The following is a 20,419-nucleotide window of genomic DNA, read 5'->3' on the forward strand; positions in this document are numbered from 1 at the left end:
ACCGTCCTCGCGGCGGTCCGCTCCGCACGCACCGTGGGAGATGAGTGAAAATGCCCGGACTTCTTCGTGGCGTCGCCCGCACCGCCGTCGTTGCGGGAACGGCGACCGCGGTGTCCAATCGCGTGTCGCGGCGACAGGCGGGCCGATGGGCACAGCAGGACAGTGAGCAGCAGGCCGCGGCCCCCGCCCCCGAGGCCGCGCCGACGGCTTCCCCCGAGGACGACATCAGCAGCAAGATCGATCAGCTCAAGCAGCTGAGCGACCTGAAGGCCCAAGGTGCGCTGACCGAAGAGGAGTTCGCGGAACAGAAGCGCCAGATTCTCGGCTGACACCCGACGTTGGGGGACTGCGAAGGGACGACTCCATGACGGAGCCGACTCCGCCGCCGGCCGCGTCCGGCGGCGGAACGCAGCCGGAGGAGGCGGACCGGCTGCGCGCCATGCTGCGCACCCCGGGCTATCTGAAAGCACTCGTGTTCTGTGCCCTCATCGGTATTCCGGTGTCGCTTGCCGCGTTCTGGTTCCTCGTCGCGCTCCACGAGCTGGAGCATCTGATGTGGGCCGATCTGCCGCATGCCCTGAACTGGGACACCCCGCCGTGGTGGTGGCCGCTGCCCCTGCTGCTGGTCGCCGGCATCGCCGTGGGCCTGGTTGTCACACATCTGCCCGGCGCGGGCGGTCACATCCCCGCGTCGGGACTGCACGCGGGGGGTGCCACGACGAGGGCCCTGCCCGGAGTGATCCTCGCGGCCGTGGCCAGTCTCCCACTGGGCGCGACCCTCGGCCCCGAAGCCCCGCTGATCGCCCTCGGCGGTGGCCTGGCGCTCCTGTTCAGGGACTTCGCCCGCATGCCGGCCACCCCGCAGAGCACGGCGCTCCTGGGCGCGGCCGGGTCCGCGGCGGCCATCGCGGTGATCTTCGGCAACCCGCTGATCGCCGCGGTGCTGCTGATGGAGGTGGCGGGGGTCGGCGGGACGCAACTGTTCGCGGTCATGTTGCCGGCGCTGCTGTCCAGCGGCGTTGGTTCGCTCGTGTTCACGGGCTTCGGCAACTGGACCGGCCTGCCGACCGGCAGTCTGTCGCTGAAGCTGGGCGCGCCGCTTCCGCGCCTGGATGCCGGGGACGTGCTCTGGTCGGTGCTGATGGCCGTCGCGATCGGTGCCGCCGTGCATCTGGTGATGGCCGGGGGCCGGCGGGTCGCCTCGTACGTCCCCAGGCGTCCCGTCGTCCACACGGCTCTCTGTGCGCTGGCCGCCGGCGCCTGCGCCGCCGTGTACGCGCTCGTCACCGGCCGGTCGCCCGTGGACGTGGCCTCATCCGGTCAGGCCACGCTGACCGGGCTCGCCGCCGATCCACACGCCTGGGGGGTCGGCGCCCTGATCGCCGTACTGCTCTGCAAGGGCGCGGCCTATGCGCTCTGTCTGGGCAGCCTGCGAGGCGGACCCGTCTTTCCCTCGCTGTTCCTCGGCGCCGCCGCGGGCGTACTGCTCGCGCCCCTTCCGGGGCTGGGGGTCGTACCGGGACTGGCCGCGGGCATGGCGGCCGCGGCGGCCGCCGCCCTGCGGCTGCCGGTCAGCAGCGTGGTGCTCGTCGTCCTGCTGCTCGGCAGCGCCGCCATGATCCCGGTGGTGATTCTGGCGGCCGTCGTGGCCTTCGTGACCACCGAGCTGCTTCCTCGCGGACGTGCCTCCGCGCCGGTGGGCAAGCCCGCCGGATCTCCGGGCGCCGACTCGGCCGGCCCGGCCTGAGAGTGGCGACGCGCCCCCGCGAAACGCCCCGAGGTGCGAAGCGGCTCACATGGGCCGATGTTGGAGGTAACCCGATCGGCCGTACGGGACCGTCCTACAGGCCGGTCGTACGAGACGAAGGAGCGCACCATGACGAGTCACGTGAGCGGAACCCAAACGGGCACCGCGGCGCGCAGTTCGGCGAAGAGCGGCCTCGGCAGCGGATGGCTGGTCTTCGCCGGTGTCATGATGATTTTCGGCGGCTTCATGACGCTCTTCGCGGGCATCGCCGCCATCGCCAACGACGACGTGTTCGTCGCCGCCAACAACTACGTCTACCACTTCGACCTCACCGGGTGGGGCTGGATCCATCTGATCCTCGGCATCGTGATCGTTCTCACCGGATTCGCCCTGTTCCAGGGCACCACGTGGGCGAGGGTCGTCGGTGTGGCGGTGGTGGGCCTCGGCATGATCGCGAACTTCCTGTGGCTGCCCTACACGCCGTTCTGGGCGATCGTGCTGATCGCCATCGACGGCTTCGTCATCTGGGCGCTGTGCACCGCTCCGAGTCCTTCGGAGCGCTGACGCCCGGGGCTCCACCCGCTCCGGCGCACGACGCGGCAGCCGGGGTGCCCGCGGACTTGGTGCTCGTCATCGGCGCGTCGGGATCGGGCAAGTCCACGGTGGCCCGGCTGCTCGCCGCCCGGCTCGGCCGGGCCTACCGGGACGCGGACGAGTTCCACCCCCCGGCCAACCGCGCCAAGATGGCGGCCGGAGAACCGCTGACCGACGCGGACAGGCGGCCGTGGCTGAACGCCATCGCCGCCTGGATGGACCAGGAGATCGCGGCGCGGCGACCGGCCGTCGTCACCGGCTCCCTGCTCAAGCGCGCCTACCGGGACCAACTGCTCCGCGGGCGGCCCGGGGTGCGCCTGGTGTACCTGCACGGTTCCCGGGAGCTGATCCGCTCCCGACTGGCTGCCCGGCAGGGCCACTTCTTCCCGGCCGCACTGCTGGACAGCCAGTTCGCGGATCTCCAGGAGCCGGAGCCCGACGAACACCCCTGCGTGGTGGAGATCGACCAGCCGCCGCAGGCCGTCGTCTCGGCCATCGTCTCCCTGCTGCGCGCGGACACGTCCCCGGATCACCCACCCACCGGTGCGGCGGCCATCGGCACCGCACCGACCGAGGAGCCGCCCATGCCGCCGCGCGCGACAGGAGAGCAGTGGCAGCTGCGCCACGGCGGGCAGAGCGCCGTCGTGGTCCAGCTGGGCGGCGCTCTGCGCCACTACGAGTCGGACGGCCGGCAGCTGCTGGACGGGTTCACCGCCGACGCACGGATCACCGGCGGCCGAGGGCAACTTCTCGTTCCCTGGCCCAATCGGTTGGGCGGCGGGCGCTACCACTTCAACGGCCAGGATCTGCAACTCCCGCTGACCGAGCCGGAGAAGCTCAACGCGATTCACGGGCTGCTGCGCTGGACCCCGTGGCAGCTGCTCGCCCGCGGCGACGACGGAGTCCGGGTGGGCACGACGCTCTTCCCCCAGCCGGGCTATCCCTTCCAATTGGAGGTATTCGCCGAGTACCGGCTGGGGCCGCAGGGCCTCGATGTCGCCGTCACAGCGACCAACGTGGGGGACACCGCCGCGCCCTTCGGCGTGGGCCAGCACCCCTATCTGACCGTGGGCACCGGCCTGGTGGACCCGGCGCTGCTGACCGTGCCCGCCCGCTACCGGCTGCGCACCGACGAGCAGGGCCTGCCGACCGGTCAGGAACCCGTCGAGGGCGGGGCGTACGACTTCCGCACCGCCCGCCCCATCGGCGACCAGCAACTGGACACCGCCTTCGCCGGACTCGAGCGTGACGGCTCCGGCCGGGCCGTGGTCCGGCTGGCCCACTCCTCGGGCCTCCATGGCATCGACCTCTGGCTCGGCGAAGGCACCCGATACGTCCAGGTGTACACCGGAGACACACTGCCCGAGCCCGAGCGGCGCCGGCGCGGTGTCGCCGTCGAGGCCATGTCCTGCCCGGCGGACGCCTTCCGCAGCGGCAGGGATCTCATCACCCTCGAGCCGGGCCGCAGCCATGTGCTCCGGTGGGGGCTCGGCGCGTGGGAGACCAGCGGTGAGGCCGGCGCCGCTGTCGCGGCCCCGGACCGGCCGACCGACAATGAGGCCGATCGGCAATGAGACGGCCGTACGCACAGCTCGTCGGCGGGAGGCAGCATCGTCATGACCCCGCGCACGGAACCACCGGCCACGCAGCCCATGACCATGGACGCCTTCCGGGCGCTGTACGAGCAACTGCGCGACGGGACCCCGCGCAGTCCGGACGACCGGCGCGGGGCGCTCGGCCACCTGACGCCCGAGCGCGTGGTGGCAGCCGCGGCCGAGGTCAGGTCCGGCCGTACGGTGTCCCTCGCCGCGGAGATCGACACCCGGCCCGCCCCGGACAACCCCGAGCCCGCGGAACACCGGATGACCGGCCCCGCCGCCGCCGACATCGTCGCGGACGGGCTGCACTTCGCCCTCGACCGGTTCGCGATGAACGTGCACGGGGACGCCGACAGTCACCTCGACGCGCTCTGCCATGTGCTGTTCGACGGTGAGCTCTACAACGGGGTCCCCGCCGACAGCGTGACACCGGAGGGCGCCGGTTCACTCTCCCTCGACGTGGTTCGCGACGGCATCGTCGGCCGCGGGGTGCTCCTGGACATCCCACGGCTGCGCGGCCTGCCCTGGCTGGAGCCCGACGATCACGTCACGGCTGCCGACCTGGCCGCCGCCGAGGCCGCCCAGGGAGTCCGGACCGGCCCGGGGGACCTGCTGCTCGTCCGGGTGGGTCACCGCCGTCGGCGCCGCGAACTCGGGGCCTGGAACGCGGCTCGGACCCGGGCCGGCCTTCATCCGACGGCGATGCAGTTCCTGGCCGAGCGGCAGGTCGCGGTGCTCGGCTCGGACGGAAACAACGACACCGCCCCCAGCACGGTTGCGGACATCGCCTTTCCGGTCCATGTGCTGGCCATACACGCCATGGGACTGCACCTGATGGACTATCTGGAGTTCGCGGAGCTGGCTCTCGCGTGCGAATGCGAGGGCCGCTGGAGCTTCTTGTGCGCGGTCGCCCCGCTGCGGCTGCCCGGCGCCACCGGCTCTCCGGTGAATCCGATCGCCGTGCTGTGACCGCTGCGCGGCGGACGCGCCGGCGCCGGTCCGGTCGCCGTGATCCGAAAGGGCGGTTAAGTTCGAACGGGTTGGACGGCTGCTTTTCCGCAGCGCGCAGTGACAGGTCCCGGCAGGAGCGCGGGGCCACGAGCGCAAGGACGGTGGTCGCCGTGGGCGACGCCCCTCACTACGACGTCATCATCATCGGTACCGGCGCCGGCGGCGGTACGCTCGCCCACCGGCTGGCCCCCTCCGGGAAACGGGTGCTCATCCTCGAGCGCGGTGACTATCTCCCGCGTGAGCGGGACAACTGGGACTCCACCGCCGTGTTCGTCAAGGGCAAGTACCGGGCCCCGGAGTTCTGGTTCGACAAGCACGGAAACGAGTTCCCGCCCGAGGTCAACTACTACGTGGGCGGCAACACCAAGTTCTACGGCGCGGCCCTCTTCCGGCTGCGCCCCGAGGACTTCGGCAATCTGCGCCACCACGACGGCATCTCACCCGCCTGGCCGATCCGCTACGAGGACCTGGAGCCGTACTACACCCAGGCCGAGCACCTCTACCTCGTGCATGGACGGCATGGTGAGGACCCCTTCGAAGGCCCGGCGAGCGAGCCGTACGCATATCCGCCCGTCGAGCACGAGCCGCGCATCCAGCAGCTCAGCGACGACCTCGAGAAGCGCGGACTGCACCCGTTCCATCTGCCCATCGGCGTCAATCTGAGCCAGGATCCAGACGGCCGGGCGACCCACTCCAGCGTCTGTATCCGCTGCAACCGGGTGGACGGCTTCCCCTGTCTGGTGCGTGGCAAGTCCGACGCACAGGTGATCTGCGTCGAGCCCGCACTGCGGCACCCCAATGTCGAGATGATCACCAACGCCCGGGTGGTCAGGCTGGACACCGACGCGGCCGGGCGCAGCGTCAGCTCGGTCGTCACCCGGCTCGCGGACGACTCCGAGGCCCGGTTCGAGGCGGACATCGTGGTCGTCGCGTGCGGGGCGGTCAACTCCGCGGCCCTGCTGCTGGCATCGGCCAGCGACCAGCACCCCCGAGGGCTGGCCAACAGCTCCGACGTGGTCGGTCGGCACTACATGCGGCACAACAACCTGGCATTGATGGCCGTGTCGAAGGAACCCAACGACACCCAGTTCCAAAAGACCCTCGCCCTGCACGACTGGTACCTGGGAGCGGACGACTGGGACTACCCGCTGGGCGGCATCCAGATGCTCGGCAAGTCGGACGCCGAGCAGATCCACGGCGAGGCCCCGCGCTGGGCCGGAGCCGTGACCCCGGACATGCCGTTCGAGGTGCTGGCCCATCACGCCGTCGACTTCTGGCTGTGCGGTGAGGATCTCCCTCTCCGGGACAATCGCGTCACCCTGGACGCGGACGGCAGGATCCACCTGTCCCTCGACGAGAAGAACAACATGGCCGGGCTGAAGCGCCTGCAGCACAAACTGCAGTCGATGCTGGGCCACTTGGGCATGCACGAACACCATTTGCTTTCGCACAGTATCTATTTGCACAAGGGCATGCCCATCGGCGCCACCGCGCACCAGGCGGGCACTGTCCGGTTCGGCGACGACCCGAACAGTTCCGCTCTGGACGTCAACTGCAAGGCCCACGACCTCGACAACCTCTATGTGGTCGACACGAGCTTCTTCCCGAGCATCGGCGCGGTCAACCCGTCGCTGACGGCCATCGCCAACGCCTTGCGGGTCGGCGACCACATCCTGAACCGGCTGACCTGACCGGCTGACCTGATTGGCCGGCCCGCCGGGCTGACCCGCCCGCAGGGCCGACGGTTGGGCCGACCGGGCGGAGATCGTGGGCCCAACGGCCCAACGGGAGTCCGCAGAGCGTGCCGCCCCCTGCCCGCCGGTGATTCTGTGACGAGCCGGGCTCGACCGGCGCTGCGGCACGCGGGACCGGGGGCCACGCACCGAGGAGGCAGGCCATCGTGAATTCCACCGCCGGCGCAACGCAGAGCGTGATCCCGGCGCACCTTCTGAAGGGACAGAAGGCGCTGGTCACCGGAGCCAATTCCGGTATCGGCATGGCGACGGCCATCGGTCTGGGCCGGGCCGGCGCCGATGTGGTCGTGAACTATGTGGCCGACCACGACGCGGCCGAGCAAGTCGTCAAGGAGATCAAGGCATTCGGGGTGCGCGCGGCGGCGTACGAAGCCGACGTCTCCAAGGAGGACCAGGTCACCGGCATGGTCGACCGTATGGTCCAGGAGTTCGGGACGATCGACATCCTGGTGGCCAACGCGGGCCTGCAGCGGGACGCCCGGCTCACCGAGATGACACTCGCCCAGTGGCAGAAGGTGCTGGACGTCAACCTCACCGGACAGTTCCTGTGCGCCCGCGAGGTGACGAAGGAGTTTCTGCGCCGAGGTGTCGTCCCCGAGGTGTCACGGGCCGCCGGGAAGATCATCTGCATGAGCTCGGTGCACCAGCTCATCCCCTGGGCGGGGCACGTGAACTACGCCGCCTCCAAGGGCGGCGTGCAGATGATGATGCAGACGCTGGCCCAGGAACTCGCACCCCAGAAGATCCGGGTGAACGCGGTCGCCCCAGGAGCCATCAAGACGCCCATCAACCGCAGCGCCTGGGAGACGCCCGAAGCCAGGGCCGATCTGCTGAAGCTGATCCCCTACGACCGCATCGGAGACCCCGAGGACATCGCCTACGCGGTCGTAGGCCTCGCGTCGGACCTCATGGACTACGTGGTGGGGACCACCCTCTACGTGGACGGCGGGATGACCCTCTTCCCCGGATTCGCCACCGGCGGCTGACCCACTCCTGAACGTCGCGAGCAGCAAAGGGCATGTATGCACACCACGCTCCACCTGCTGGCGGACGCCCCGGCTCAACTGCTGCCGGCCAGACAGCTCATGGCGTTCACCCTGGCCTCCCACATCATCCTGGTGCCGCTGGGGGTGGCGCTGCCGCTCATCACCCTGCTGATGCACTATCGCGGCCTGCGCCGCAACGACCCCGTCGCCCTGCTCCTCGCCAGACGCTGGTCGGCCGTCATGGCGGTGCAGTTCGCGATCGGCGTCGTCACCGGCACCGTCCTGTCCTTCGAGTTCGGCCTTCTCTGGCCCGGCCTGATGGGCAAGTGGGGTGACGTCTTCGGCATCGGATTCGGTGTCGAGGCGTGGGCCTTCTTCCTCGAAGCGGTGCTCATCGCCATCTATCTCTACGGTTGGCGGAGACTGAAGCCGCGCACCCACTTCCTGCTCGCCGTGCCCCTTCCGGCGGCCGCGCTGCTCGGGGCGTTCGGAATCCTGGCGGCCAACTCGTGGATGAACACGCCCAGAGGATTCTCACTCGACTCCGCCGGCAACCCCGTCGACGTCGACATCTGGTCGGCGATCTTCACCCCGATGTTCGGGCCGCAGTACTGGCACTTCGTCGTGGCGATGCTGGTGACGGCGGGATACGTCGTCGCCGGCGTCTACGCGGTCGGTTGGCTGCGGGGCCGCCGGGACCGCTACCACCGGCTCGGCTTCACCATCCCCTTCACCGTTGCCGCGGTGCTCACCCCGGTGCAGTTCATGCTGGGCGACTCCATCGCCCGTTCGGTCTTCCACAAGCAGCCGGTGAAGTTCGCCGCGATGGAGATCGTCTGGGAGACCGACACCCATGTGCCGGAGTACATGTTCGGCCGCCTGCACCCGGACGGAAGCATCTCCGGCGGCATCAAGATCCCCCAACTCGACTCCATCCTGGCCGGGTTCAAACCCAGCACCAAGGTGACCGGACTGACATCCGTGCCGGCGAGCGAGAGGCCGACGGCCACCCAGGCCACCATCGCCCACTGGGCCTTCGACATCATGGTGGTGATCGGCTCGCTGCTGCTGCTCCTCGCCCTCTGCTACGGCCTGGTCTGGCTTCGGCACCGCAGGCTGCCCGCCTCCCCGTGGTTCTTCCGCGGCGCGGCGTGCGCGGGCGTCGCCTCCGTCGTCGCCGTCGAATGCGGCTGGATCACGACCGAAGTGGGACGCCAGCCGTGGATCGTCTACCAGAACATGCGGGTCGCCGAAGCGGTGACGTCGACCCGGTCCACCAGCCTGTGGATCATGCTGGGGCTGGTGATCGTGGTGTACGTGCTGATCTTCGGATCACTGCTCGCCGTACTGCTCAAGATGCGGACCCGCTGGAGACTCGCCGACGAGCGCCGGCAGGCTGGGGAACCGGGCGAGGGACCGGAGTTGGACACGCCCTACGGGCCCCGCTCCCGGCCGCCCGCCGACGACGTACTCGCCTCCCGCGGTGCCGGTTCCGAACCGACCGAGGACGGCCGGTCATGATGGCGGACCTCATCGGCGTGGTGCTGCTGCTCGCGGTGGCCGCCTACGCCTGCGCCGGCGGCACCGACTACGGAGCCGGATTCTGGGACCTGGCCGCCGGCGGTGCGGAACGCGGCAAGCGTCCCAGATGGCTGATCGACCACGCCATGGCACCCGTCTGGGAGGTCAACAACGTCTGGCTGATCTTCATCTTCGTCATCATGTGGACCGGATTCCCGACGCTGTTCCAGACCGTGTTCTCCGCGATGTGGCTGCCGCTGGCGCTCGCCGCCGTCGGCATGGTCCTGCGCGGCGCCGGGTTCGCGCTGCGTAAACCCGCCCGGCGTCTGGCCCGTCGGCGTATCTACGGGGCGGTGTTCGCGATTGCCTCGCTGCTCACGCCGTTCTTCCTCGGCGCGGCAGTCGGCGGCATCGCGTCGGGCCGGGTGTCGCCGGGGACCGAGGCCTCGGCGGACGCCTGGTCCAACCCCACCTCCATCCTGTTCGGGCTGCTCACCATCGCCTCGACGGCGTTCCTCGCGGCCGTGTTCCTGACCAGGGACGCCGCTCGCTTCGGTGCGCCCGACCTCGTCGGCTACTTCCGGCTGCGGGCGCTGGGCAGTCTCGTCGTCGTAGCCCTGCTCGGGGTGGCCGCGTTCGCCGTCACGCGCGACGACGCCCCCTATGTGTGGAACGGACTCACCGGCGGACTCGGGCTCGCCTTCGTCATCCTGGCCGCCGTGTGTGCCGTAGCCACCGGTTGGCTTCTGCTGCGGGCGTCCGGCGTCTGGTCCCGCGTCACCGCGGTCGGCGTGGTCGCGGCGGCCGTCATCGCCTGGGGGGTCGCCCAGCGTCCCTACCTCATCCCCACGTCCCTGACCGTGGCGGAAGGCGCCGGCGCCCCAACCACGCTGCGGTGGCTCGCCGTCGTCACTCTCGTCGCCGTGGTGCTAGTCGGCCCGGCCGTCGTCCTGCTCTACTGGCTGGACACCCACGGTGAGTTGGAACCCCTCACCGACGCCGACCTGCAGCGCAGTGGGAGCGCCCCCGGAAGCACGGGCGACGGCGACTGACCGTCCGCCGCACTCGGTACGCAGGGTGTCTCCCCGGCAGGCCGCGCGCCTGAAGGCGTCATGCGGCCGCGGTGGCCACCCGGCCGGCCTGTACCGCGTCGATGAGGGATTGGTGGTCGCGCTCGTTCTGGTCCGCGTAACTCTCCGCGAACTCCGTCAGCGCACGGTCGAAACTGTCGCCGCCGCCCAGGTACGAGGCGATGGCGATCCGGTCCCCGGAGCGGGCGTGAGCCCGGGCCAGAGTGGCACCGCACAACTCGCCGAACACCCGCATGCCGTTCGGCACCATGATCTGGGGCTCCATGATGCCCTTCCAGTCGTGCAACTGGCGGACGTAGAAGTCCCGTCGGCGGCCGTCGATTCCCACGACCCGGTCCCAGCCCAGGAAGATGTCGCCGGCGGCCTGCATGAGGCGCTGCCCCGCGACCACGCGCTGCCCCTGGTTGTCGTACCTGCTCTCGCCGACGTGTGCGGCGAGCACCGACCGGTCGGCCTCCTTGGCCTGCAGGATCAACGGGTCCTCGTCGTCCTTGCCCAGCAGCAGAAGGATCCAGCAGCGGGTCCCGACACTGCCCACGCCGACCACCTTGCGTGCGATGTCGACCACCCGGTACTGCCCGAGCAGGTGCCTGCGGTCCGTGGGCAGGCTCCGGGCGTACCGGTCGACGAGCTTGCGGAGCTCCTTTCCGACCCAGTCGCGCTCGGTGCCGGGCACCATGTCCTCGATCGGTACGAGCAACGGCGGATCGGCGGCGAACCGGCGCTCACCGCCGTCGATCCGGCTGAGCTTCTCGTACGCTTGGAGGTTGTCCCGGGTCCGCGCCTTCGTAGTGACCTGTGACAGACGCTTACGGCCCTTCCTGGTGAGCTCCGGGTCCACCAGGGCCCTGAGCTCCTCCACATCGGCGTGGGCGTACCACACATCGAGGTTGCCCATGTCGGCGAAGAGGCGCATCTGCTCGCGGTAGGACCGCACGGCGGCCCGGACGATCGTCGCCCGCTCCTCGTCGGTGTAGCCGTTCTCCCGTCCCGCGATCACCAGGCTCGCGGCCAGCCGCTTGACGTCCCATTCCCAGGGGCCGGGCAGCGTCTCGTCGAAGTCGTTGATGTCGAACATCAGCCGCCGCTCGGCGGAGGCGAGCAGCCGGAAGTTCATCATGTGGGCGTCACCGCAGAGTTGGGCCGTGATCCCGGAGCGGGGGGTGGAGGCCAGATCGCCGGCCATGATCGCGGCCGCACCCCGGTAGAAGCGGAACGGTGACTCCGTCATACGCCCGTATCGGATGGGAACGAGTTCGGGCACCCGGGCGGCCGACTGCTCCTCGATCACGTCCACCGGGTCCCGCCGCCCCGCGGCGGGCGAGAAGCCGGCATGCCTCGACCTCGGCACCTGCTTGCGGGCCACCCGGCCCCTGTCCGCCCGCTCCTGGGGCGACAGGTGCGCCACGCCGTCGGCTGTCCGGCTGCCTTTGCTCATCGCATGCACTTCCTGTCCGGCGGGGTCACTCCAATTGTGCGTGTCCACCTACGGCTCGCATCTCGGGGAATGCCGGAACGGGATGCCGGAACGGGATGCCAAAAGGGGATGCCGGAACGGGTGAAGGCGGGTGAGCCGACCGGGTGGCCGGACCTGTGTCCGCCCGACGGAGTGGCTCGCTGTCCGCGCGATGCCGGTTCAATCCCCAAGGCGCCCGGAATCCGAGGAGAGAACCCGCTCTGACTGACGACGAGATCCTTCTTGGCATCGGCCTGACCGTGGTACTCGCGGTCGGCTCCCAGGTTCTGGCGAGTCGTTTGCGCGTCCCCGCGCTGATCGTGCTGCTGCCGGCCGGCTTCACTGCCGGAGCCCTGACCGACGTCATCCATCCGGACCGGCTGCTGGGGCCGGACTTCTCGGCCCTGGTGTCGCTGTCCGTGGCGGTGATTCTCTACGACGCCGGTCTCGGACTGGATTTCCGCCACCTCACCGGCCGTGTCCGCCGGGTGGTGGGCAGGCTGCTGCTGTTCGGTGTGGTGCTCACCTGGGCGGCGACCGCGGGGCTCGCCCCGGTGCTCCTCGACGTTCCGCTCGCGGTGGCCGTGATGCTGGGCGTGATCCTCGTCGTGTCGGGGCCGACGGTCGTCGGTCCGCTGCTCGACTACGTACGCCCGACGGACAAGGTGCGGCGCATCCTGATCTGGGAGGGGTCACTGATCGACCCGGTCGGCGCCCTCCTCGGGGCCCTCGTCTTCCGCTCCCTCCTCGCGAGCAGCTTCCAGGTCGGCAAGGGATTCCTCTTCGGCGAGTTCTTCCTCAGCACAGCCGTCGGTCTCGCGGGTGGCGCGGTGGGAACCGGCTTGCTGTGGCTGGCGCTGCGCACCCTCCGGCTCGGCGAGTCGCTCGGCACGCTGGCGCAGCTCGCCACGGTGATCGCCGTGTCGGCGGGATGCGACATCGTGGTCGACGACACGGGGCTCATCGCCGCGATCGTCACCGGGCTGGCCGTCGCGAACATCCCCGGTTTCGACATGCCCGCACGCCGGCCCTTCTTCGAGACGCTGGTCCAGCTGATCATCGGGCTGCTGTTCATCTCCATCTCGGCATCCGTCACCCCGGCGTCCGTCACCCCGGTGCTCCTTCCGGCCCTCGGCCTCATCGCCGTCCTCGTCCTGCTGGTGAGGCCCCTCGTCGCCTACGCCTCCACCCGGGGCATGGGCCTGACCGGCGGCGAACGGGCCTTCATCGGGTGGATGGCCCCCCGCGGCATCGTCGCGGCCTCCACCGCGTCGGCCTTCTCCGCCACCCTGGTCGACAAGGGGCTGGAGGGCGCCTCCAAGATCCTGCCGGTCACCTTCCTGGTCATCGTGGGGACGGTCCTGTTGTACGCGCTGACCGCGGCGCCCGTTGCCGAGCGGCTGGGTGTCGTCAGACCTGCGCGAACCAGGCCCCTGCTGGTCGGAGGCGATCCGTGGGTGATCGACCTGGGGCGGTCCCTCAAGTCCGCGGGACTCGACGTGTTGATGTGGGCGGGACTCGAGCGGCAACGGGAGCAGATCGAAGAGGCCGGGCTCGAGCTGGCTCCGGGCGAGTTGCTGGCGACAGCCACCGACCCCGAGGCGCGGCTCGAAGGCGTCACCGCGGTGTTCCTGCTCACCGACGACGACGATTTCAACGCGCTCGCGTCGGTCGTGGTGCAGGACAGCGTCGAGGGCCCGGTCTACCGCGTCGGCCCCCCGCACGGGAGTCATGGCGTCATCGCCCCGTACACCGGTGGCGACATCCTGTTCGGCCGGGCCCTGGTCCGGCACACGCTGGCAGACCGGTACGGGCAAGGGGCCCGCTTCGTGGTGCTGGCCGCCGCGGATGTCCTCCCCTCCGGCCACGACACGCTGTTCGTGGTACGGGCCGACGGCCGGCTGGACCCGGTCACAGAGGACCACGCGGTCACGCCGCGCGCGGGTGACACCGTCGTGCTCCTCGGCCCCCGGACGCCGGGCCCGTGAGCCCGGTGCGGCCGCGCCGTGACGCCGGTCGCACTCGTCCTGGACGGCTGATCCGTCGTACCCGGCGCGCCTATGCCCCGTCGCTGCCTGCCCGGTTCAGCGTCGCGTCCAGCGTGATGGCCGCGTCGATGAGAGCGAGATGGGTGAACGCCTGTGGGAAGTTGCCCAGTTGCCGCCCGGTCAGGTCGATCTCCTCGGAGTACAGGCCGAGGTGATTGGCGTACGTCAGCATCTTCTCGAGGACGAGCCTGGCCTGGTCGGCCCGCCCGGCCCGCGCGAGCGCGTCGACGTACATGAACGTGCACAGGGAGAAGGTTCCTTCGGAGCCGCGCAGGCCGTCGGGCGATGCCTCGGGGTTGTACCGGTACACCAGGCTGTCGGACACCAGCTCCCGGTCCATCGCGTCGAGGGTGGAAATCCACATGGGATCGTCCGGGGTGATGAAGCCGACCGTGGGCAACCGCAGCAGCGACGAGTCGAGCACATCACTTCCGAAGTGCTGGACGAAGGCCTTGCGCCCGTCGTCCCAGCCCTTCGTCAAGACCTGCTCGTAGATCTTGTCCCGCTCCTTGCTCCAGCGCGCGACGTGGGCCGGCCGGCCGCTGGCGGCCGCCAGCCGCAGCGCGCGGTCGAAGGCGACCCAGGACATCACCCGGCCGTAGGTGAAGTTCTTGCGACCGCCACGGGTCTCCCACAGGCCCTCTCCGGGCTGGTCCCAGTGCTCGCTGAGCCATTCGAGGAGGGTGAGCAGCGAGGTCCAGCCCTTGTGGTCAAGCGCGATTCCGCGCTGGTGGGCGAAGTAGATGCTGTCCAGCGCCTCGCCGTAGATGTCCATTTGCAGTTGTTCCGCGGCGCCGTTGCCGATGCGCACCGGGGCAGAGCCCTGGTACCCCTCCCAGTGCTCCAGGATCTCTTCGGTGAGGTCGGACGAGCCGTCGACGCGGTACATGATGTTCATCGGCCCTGTGTCACCGGCGCTGCCCGCCCTCTCCTTCACACGGTCGCGCAGCCAGCCGATGAAGGAGGTCGCCTCCTCCTTGAACCCGAGTCCCAGCAGGGCGTACACGGAGAACGAGGCGTCGCGGATCCAGGTGAACCGGTAGTCCCAGTTGCGCTCGCCGCCCAGTTGTTCCGGCAGGCCCGCGGTCGGGGCCGCGACCAGGGCGCCGCTGGGTGCGTACGTCATCAGCTTCAGCGTCACGGCGGAGCGCTCCACCGCCTCCCGCCACCGGCCCGAGTAGTGGGACTGGCTCAGCCAGGACCGCCAGTACCGGACCGTGTCGTCGAAAAGCTGCTGGAATTCGCTGAGGCGGATCTCGCGCGGCGCTCCGTCGGCGGACGACTCCAGGACCAGACCCCGTTCCTGACCGGCCTGCAGGGTCAGCGAGAAGTGCAGGTCCTGTTCGCCTGTCAGGGAGTTCACCAGCCGCTCGTCCTCCGGCTCCCGGACCGCGTGCACGGTCAGCTCCAGTCCCTCCGCGGCGAACACCGCGCCGTGGTCGGTGACGTGCAGCTTGTGCGGCTTACGGCCGTAGTCGAACCGAGGGGCGATGCCGATCTCGAAGGTCATGCTGCCGCGCACGCACCGCAGCATGCGGACCAGACGGTGGCGGGGCGTGGCCGTCCGCCCGGTCACCGGCATGAAGTCGACCACCTCGCCGGCACCCGCCTCGGTCATGAACCGGGTCACCAGAACCGCGGTGTCGGGAAAGTACAACTGTTTGGTCGCGTAAGTCTTCTGGGCCGGGGCGACCGTGAAATGCCCGCCCTTTTCACGGTCCAGCAGAGCGCCGAACACGCTTGGCGAATCGAAGCGCGGACAGCAGAACCAGTCGATCGTCCCATCGGTGGTCACCAGTGCCGCGGTCTGCAAATCACCGATCAGGCCGTGATTCTCGATCAGCGGGTAGTTGTCCATCGTGAGCCCCTTCCGGATGCCACCCGGACAGCTTAAGCAAGGAATTCCCTCCGGGCCCGCCGAGCCGACCACACAGGCTCATTGAGCGGCGGAAACAGGCGCGGGACCGGTTGAGTGCGCAATACAGGGAGCCGGACGGATTCCTGGCTCTGCGCCCGTCGAGGAGCGGCATTACCGTGAATGCGAAGGCCCGATTTCAGAACTGAACCCGGAGGGTGTCCGTGCTGTCGAGTCCTGCGCCTGTGCCCAGGAGAGGAAGGGTCCGCGGGTGCGGACAATGATGTCCTGGGCGACGGCGTTCCGGCTGCGGCAATACGCCAAGGCCAGCCTGTGGATCGTCCCGCTGTTCGGACTCGTACTCGGCGTGCTGCTCGCGGAGTGTGCCGTGGCCGCGAACGTGTCGGATTGGCTGCCGGCAACCTGGCGGTATTCCGCGACAACGGCGAGCGGTGTGCTGAGTGCCATCGTCGGGGCCATGGTCGCCCTGCTCGGATTCGTCGTGACCATCGGCGTTCTCGTCGTCCAGCAGGCCACGGGAACGCTGTCCCCGCGCTACATGCGCCTGTGGTACCGGGACCGTCTGCAGAAGGCCGTTCTGGCCACCTTCGCCGGGACGTTCGCGTTCGCCTTCTCCCTGCTGCGCTCCATCGAGTCGGACTCCGTCCCCGACCTGGGAGTCACCCTGGCCGGGTTGCTCGTCTCCGTCAGCCTGCTGCTTCTGCTGGTCTACCTCAGCCGCTTCACCCACAACCTCCGGCCGGTCGCCATCGCCGACATGGTCGGACGGATGGGGGAGAAGATCCTCACCCGGCCGGCCCGGGCCGGCCGCTCCGCGCTCCTCGACGGTGAACTCGCGCTGCCGGCCGGCCCGGTGACGCGCATCCTGTCCGAGCGCGGCGGAGCCATCCAGGCGTTCGACGTGGCCGGGCTGACCCGCGCCGCGGTCCGCCACGACTGCACCTTCGTGGTCACCCACCCCGTCGGGGACTTCGTACCGCCCGGCGCCACCCTCATCGAGGTCCATGGCGGGACCTCGGTGCCCGATCCGCGGCGGGTGACCGGACTTGTCGCCCTCGGCCCCGAGCGGACCATCGAGCAGGACCCCGGCTTCGCCCTGCGCATTCTCGTCGACATCGCCATCCGCGCCCTCTCCCCGGCCGTGAACGACCCCACGACCGCCGTCCAAGTGCTGAATCACATCGAGGTGTTCCTGCACACCGTCGGCAGGACCGAACTCCGCCACCGCTATGTGCTCGGCGACGACCGTGGCCGGCCGCGACTGGTGGTGCCGGGCCGGGGCTGGGAGGACTACCTTCAGCTCGCCGTCACCGAAATCCGTGAGTACGGGGCGAGGTCCCCCCAGATCTGCCGGCGGCTGCGTGCGCTGCTGGAGTGGCTGCTCGACACCCTGCCGGCCGATCATCTGCCGGTCGTCCGCACGGAGCTGGAGCTCCTGGAGGAAGCGGTCGAGCGGGAGTTCAACGACCCTGTTCGCCGCGCCACGGCGCGGACGGGTGACCGTCAGGGCATCGGCGGCGGGCACAGGCCGCAGGCCGCGCCGCCCGGATGAGCGGGTCGCCGCATCGGTGGATCCGGGCCTGGTCTGCCGTGAGGTGCCCAGGTGTCCGTCTGCCCGACCGGGTGTGCCGCGTGGCGCGGCATCACCCGGGTGGCCCTGACCAGCTCGCGAGTGCCCGGTGCACGGGGTCTGCTGGTATCCACCCATCCGTACGGGGAGGACCCGCGATGCCCGACAATGGAGCGACCGGCCCGAACGCGGGCGCGGAGCACGCCGGGGCGCCGGGCGCGAACGACGCGCGCGGCGAAATGGAGCAGCTGCGCACACGCGTCGCAGTGCTGGAGGCCGACCAGGCGTCCCGGGCTCCCCACCACCGGTGGAGGGCCTTCTTCGCGGCGCTGCTCATCGTCATCGGCTGCGTTCTCGCCCCGCTCGGCGCCGTTGCCTCGTGGGCGGCGGACGAGGTCGGCGACACGGACCGGTACGTCGATACGGTGGCGCCTCTCGCATCCGACCCGGACATCCAGTCGGCCGTGGCGACCCGGGTCACCAACGCGGTGATGGAACACATCAACCTGGCGACTCTGCTGGAGGGTGCGGCCCCTGAGGACCGGCCGCGCCTGGAGAAGGCACTCGGCAGGCTGGGCGGCTCCCTGGAGAACGCCGTCCGCAGCTTCGTCCACGACAAGGCGCAGCAAATCGTCGCCTCCGAGACCTTCGAGAAGATCTGGACCGACGCCAACCGCCGGATCCATGCAGCCGTGGACAAAGCCCTGACGGGCAGCGCCGACAGCGCGGTGAAGATCAACAACGACTCGGTGACCATCGACCTCGCCCCGGTCATCGACCAGGTCAAACAGCGCCTCGTGGCCGACGGAATGACGGTGGCCGCAAAGATCCCCGAAGTGCACACCAACTTCACGGTCCTGCGATCCGACAACATCGGGAAGGTCAAGACCGCCTTTCAGCTCTTGGAGCTCGCCGGGATCTGGCTGCCGGTGATCGCGGTGGTGCTGATCGCCGTCGGCGTCCTGCTCGCCGTCCACCGTCGGCGAACGCTCGTGATTTCCGCACTCGCCTTCGCTTTCGCCATGTTGGTCCTCGGGGCCGGCCTGTCCGTGTTCCGCGTGGTGTATCTGAACGCACTGCCGGCGGACGTATCGCAGTCCGCCGCCGGGTCCGTCTACGACACGCTGACGCGCTATCTGCGCACCACGGTCCGGATGGCCGTGATGCTCGGCGTGGTGATCGCGCTGGCCGCCTGGCTGACCGGCCGCGGCCGATCGGCAACGCTCGTACGGCAGTTGTGGAAGTCGGGCATCGGCGCGGTCCGCTCCACCGCCGACCGCGCGGGTCTGCGTACCGGACCGGTCGGCCCGTTCGTCCACCGCCACCGGAAATGGATCACCTGGGTACTGGTCGCCGCGGCCGTCGTGGTGTACGTCCTGTGGAGCTTCCCTACGGCCTGGGTCGTCATCGGCATCGCGCTGGTGCTGCTCCTCGCGCTGGCCTTGGTGGAGTTCCTGGCGGAGGACGAGGCGGCCGGACGCAAACAGGAGGTGGCGTCGTCACAGGAGCCGCAGCCGCGGTGAACACGGGGCCCCAGCGGCCCGCCCCGCCTGGGCGCAGCGCCAGGGTGCGGATGCCGGAGTGGGGGGACGGCCGTTGCGGGTCGGCGGGTCCTCGGGTGGCAGGGCTGCGGAGGCGGCGGCTGTCGGGCGCTGCCCGTGTCGGCTCTCAGGACGCTGGAGTAAGGCCGAGTGAGAAGTAGTAGTTGCCCACGGCCGCCAGATACGTGGGGTGGGTCGTCTCGCGGTCGGTGGTGAACTGGGGCGCGGCTTTGATCTCCTCTCGGGTCCGTGCGACTGTCACCGTTCGGGCGTCGGAGTCGATCCGGGTGACGGCGCCGGCCGGGATGAGCACGCTTTTGCCGAACACCCATACGCCCGTGTCGACGACCAAGTGCTGCATGTCCGGCTGGTCCTGCTGCCGGTCCACTTGCCCGATGGCTCCGTCGGCGGCCTCGACGGTGAACCCCACCAGAGACTGCTCCGGCGTGTAGCCGCTGCCCTGCGCGTACGTCCAGATACTGCTCACGGCTCGTCTCTCCTCTGCGTAGCGTCCGAAAAGCGCCAAGGACGGTGCCCTCATCGGCGCATCGTCGGCGTGGCATCGTCCTCCCCGCGTACCCTTGCCGCCGGTCCCGCAACCGATGGCCCGCCCGGCCTATCCTCCCCGTACAGGACCGGGGTTGAGGGCTAACAGGGCCGTGGTGCGTTTCTCGGATCGACTGGGAGACCGGCGCCCGTGACCGTAGGGCCTGTGGTGCCGCACTCGCCCGGGCGGTGGAGGACGCCAAAGACCGGGCGAGCGCCCTGCAGACGCTCACCGCGGCGTCACGCAACCGTGGGTCGCGGCGGGCATCGACCGACAGCACTGTCACGTCCTTATGCGCGGGCATCGGCGAGTGCGTCGCGCAGTGACCAGGGGCGCGGGTCGCACAGGACGTACCACCGTCCGTCACCGGCGTGACCGCGGTGAACCTCGCCTCTCCCGAGGCCGTACGCAACCGGCCGGCCGAAGGGCTCGACCGGCCGTCCGTGATGCGTATGACCGACGGAAGGCTGCTCGCCGTACCGTCCGAACGCACCCACTGCCGAGTGGGGTATGCCCGGCGCGACGGCAGGCCGACCTGCTCAGGGGGCTTCGTCGCTGTGTCCGCACACCCAAGCCAGGGCGTCATGCACTCCGCGGTTGTAGTCTCGCGGGCCCGGCCGGCCGGTGGGGTCCTCCATCTGCACGACGGCCGCATCCACCTCGGCGGTGAGCACCTGCAGATCCGGGACGCTCTCCGCGTCGCCTGCCCCAGTGACGGGCGCGCGGTCCGCGCGGCCGAGCGCCCAGTGGTAAGCCGCTGACGCGCCACTGGAGAACTGAGGAGACCGACCCCGCTCCACCTCTCTGGCGCCCAATTGCTTTTGCGCCAGCTCGACGTCTGCGTATGCCCGGGTGCCGACCCGCGGCTCATTGCCCTGCCGCATGCTCCCATGAATGGCCATACCCGCACATCTACCCTCCGGGGGTCCCATGATGTCCGGAGTCGATGGCGCGTTGCCCTCGGGTGGGCAGCGTCCAGGTGACCTGGGACGGAAGCGTCGCGCAGCGATATTTCGGCAGGCCATGAGCCGCCCGGACATCACCCGCGTGGCTCGGCGGGGTGCGGATGCGAACACCAC

Annotated in this window: 16 protein-coding genes; 13 read left to right on the top strand and 3 right to left on the bottom strand. The window is 70.0% G+C overall.

The annotated features are described in order from the left end of the window. Positions 1-50 precede the first annotated feature (50 nt). From J7E87_RS07100 to J7E87_RS07140, 9 genes are all read left to right on the top strand, one after another. The gene (locus J7E87_RS07100; protein WP_215091041.1) at positions 51-329 is read left to right on the top strand and encodes an SHOCT domain-containing protein; all 279 of its coding nucleotides are present in this window, start codon (positions 51-53) and stop codon (positions 327-329) included. Positions 330-364: 35 nt separating this feature from the next. Then, positions 365-1,747, top strand: coding sequence for a chloride channel protein (locus J7E87_RS07105; protein ID WP_215091042.1), 1,383 nt, complete (start codon positions 365-367; stop codon positions 1,745-1,747). 129 nt (positions 1,748-1,876) lie between these two features. Next, the gene (locus tag J7E87_RS07110) at positions 1,877-2,311 is read left to right on the top strand and encodes a hypothetical protein (RefSeq protein WP_215091044.1); all 435 of its coding nucleotides are present in this window, start codon (positions 1,877-1,879) and stop codon (positions 2,309-2,311) included. After that, positions 2,281-3,915, top strand: coding sequence for a gluconokinase, GntK/IdnK-type (locus J7E87_RS07115; RefSeq protein ID WP_308312870.1), 1,635 nt, complete (start codon positions 2,281-2,283; stop codon positions 3,913-3,915). Before J7E87_RS07110 ends, J7E87_RS07115 begins: the two co-directional genes overlap by 31 nt. A gap of 78 nt (positions 3,916-3,993) precedes the next feature. Then, a complete protein-coding gene (locus J7E87_RS07120; RefSeq protein WP_215091303.1) occupies positions 3,994-4,908 on the top strand; it encodes a cyclase family protein in 915 nt (304 codons plus the stop codon). A 152-nt stretch (positions 4,909-5,060) separates the two neighbouring features. Beyond that, complete coding sequence (locus J7E87_RS07125; RefSeq protein WP_215091046.1) at positions 5,061-6,641, top strand: GMC oxidoreductase; 1,581 nt, start codon at positions 5,061-5,063, stop codon at positions 6,639-6,641. 209 nt (positions 6,642-6,850) lie between these two features. After that, entirely contained in the window at positions 6,851-7,690 is an 840-nt protein-coding gene (locus tag J7E87_RS07130) for an SDR family oxidoreductase (RefSeq protein ID WP_215091048.1), read from the top strand. A 36-nt stretch (positions 7,691-7,726) separates the two neighbouring features. Continuing rightward, the gene (locus tag J7E87_RS07135) at positions 7,727-9,211 is read left to right on the top strand and encodes a cytochrome ubiquinol oxidase subunit I (RefSeq protein ID WP_215091051.1); all 1,485 of its coding nucleotides are present in this window, start codon (positions 7,727-7,729) and stop codon (positions 9,209-9,211) included. Further along, entirely contained in the window at positions 9,208-10,263 is a 1,056-nt protein-coding gene (locus J7E87_RS07140; RefSeq protein WP_215091053.1) for a cytochrome d ubiquinol oxidase subunit II, read from the top strand. The genes J7E87_RS07135 and J7E87_RS07140 overlap by 4 nt, the downstream gene beginning before the upstream one ends. 58 nt (positions 10,264-10,321) lie before the next feature. On the opposite strand, the gene J7E87_RS07145 is transcribed toward J7E87_RS07140, so the two are convergent. Next, entirely contained in the window at positions 10,322-11,740 is a 1,419-nt protein-coding gene (locus tag J7E87_RS07145) for a DUF2252 domain-containing protein (RefSeq protein WP_215091055.1), read from the bottom strand. A gap of 239 nt (positions 11,741-11,979) precedes the next feature. Here J7E87_RS07145 and J7E87_RS07150 point away from each other — a divergent pair, with 239 nt between their 5' ends. Then, positions 11,980-13,746, top strand: a complete 1,767-nt coding sequence (locus tag J7E87_RS07150; RefSeq protein WP_215091305.1) for a sodium:proton antiporter — start codon at positions 11,980-11,982, stop codon at positions 13,744-13,746. 70 nt (positions 13,747-13,816) lie between these two features. On the opposite strand, the gene J7E87_RS07155 is transcribed toward J7E87_RS07150, so the two are convergent. Beyond that, complete coding sequence (locus J7E87_RS07155) at positions 13,817-15,664, bottom strand: glycoside hydrolase family 15 protein (protein ID WP_215091057.1); 1,848 nt, start codon at positions 15,662-15,664, stop codon at positions 13,817-13,819. A gap of 277 nt (positions 15,665-15,941) precedes the next feature. On the opposite strand from J7E87_RS07155, the gene J7E87_RS07160 reads away from it, so the two are divergent. Together J7E87_RS07160 and J7E87_RS07165 are read left to right on the top strand one after the other, a co-directional pair. After that, a complete protein-coding gene (locus J7E87_RS07160) occupies positions 15,942-17,234 on the top strand; it encodes a DUF2254 domain-containing protein (RefSeq protein WP_251017091.1) in 1,293 nt (430 codons plus the stop codon). Between the two features lie 176 nt (positions 17,235-17,410). Next, the gene (locus J7E87_RS07165) at positions 17,411-18,775 is read left to right on the top strand and encodes a hypothetical protein (protein WP_374195145.1); all 1,365 of its coding nucleotides are present in this window, start codon (positions 17,411-17,413) and stop codon (positions 18,773-18,775) included. Positions 18,776-18,920: 145 nt separating this feature from the next. On the opposite strand, the gene J7E87_RS07170 is transcribed toward J7E87_RS07165, so the two are convergent. Next, positions 18,921-19,280 (bottom strand): PRC-barrel domain-containing protein, encoded by a 360-nt coding sequence (locus J7E87_RS07170; RefSeq protein ID WP_215091059.1) that lies wholly within the window; start codon positions 19,278-19,280, stop codon positions 18,921-18,923. A 431-nt stretch (positions 19,281-19,711) separates the two neighbouring features. Between J7E87_RS07170 and J7E87_RS07175 the strand changes: the two genes are divergently transcribed. Next, positions 19,712-20,101 carry a hypothetical protein gene (locus J7E87_RS07175; protein WP_215091062.1) on the top strand — a complete coding sequence of 130 codons (390 nt, stop codon included), beginning with the start codon at positions 19,712-19,714 and terminating at the stop codon, positions 20,099-20,101. The last annotated feature ends 318 nt before the right edge of the window (positions 20,102-20,419 follow it).

This window comes from Streptomyces sp. ISL-1 (assembly GCF_018614585.1).
Lineage (GTDB): Bacteria > Actinomycetota > Actinomycetes > Streptomycetales > Streptomycetaceae > Streptomyces > Streptomyces maoxianensis.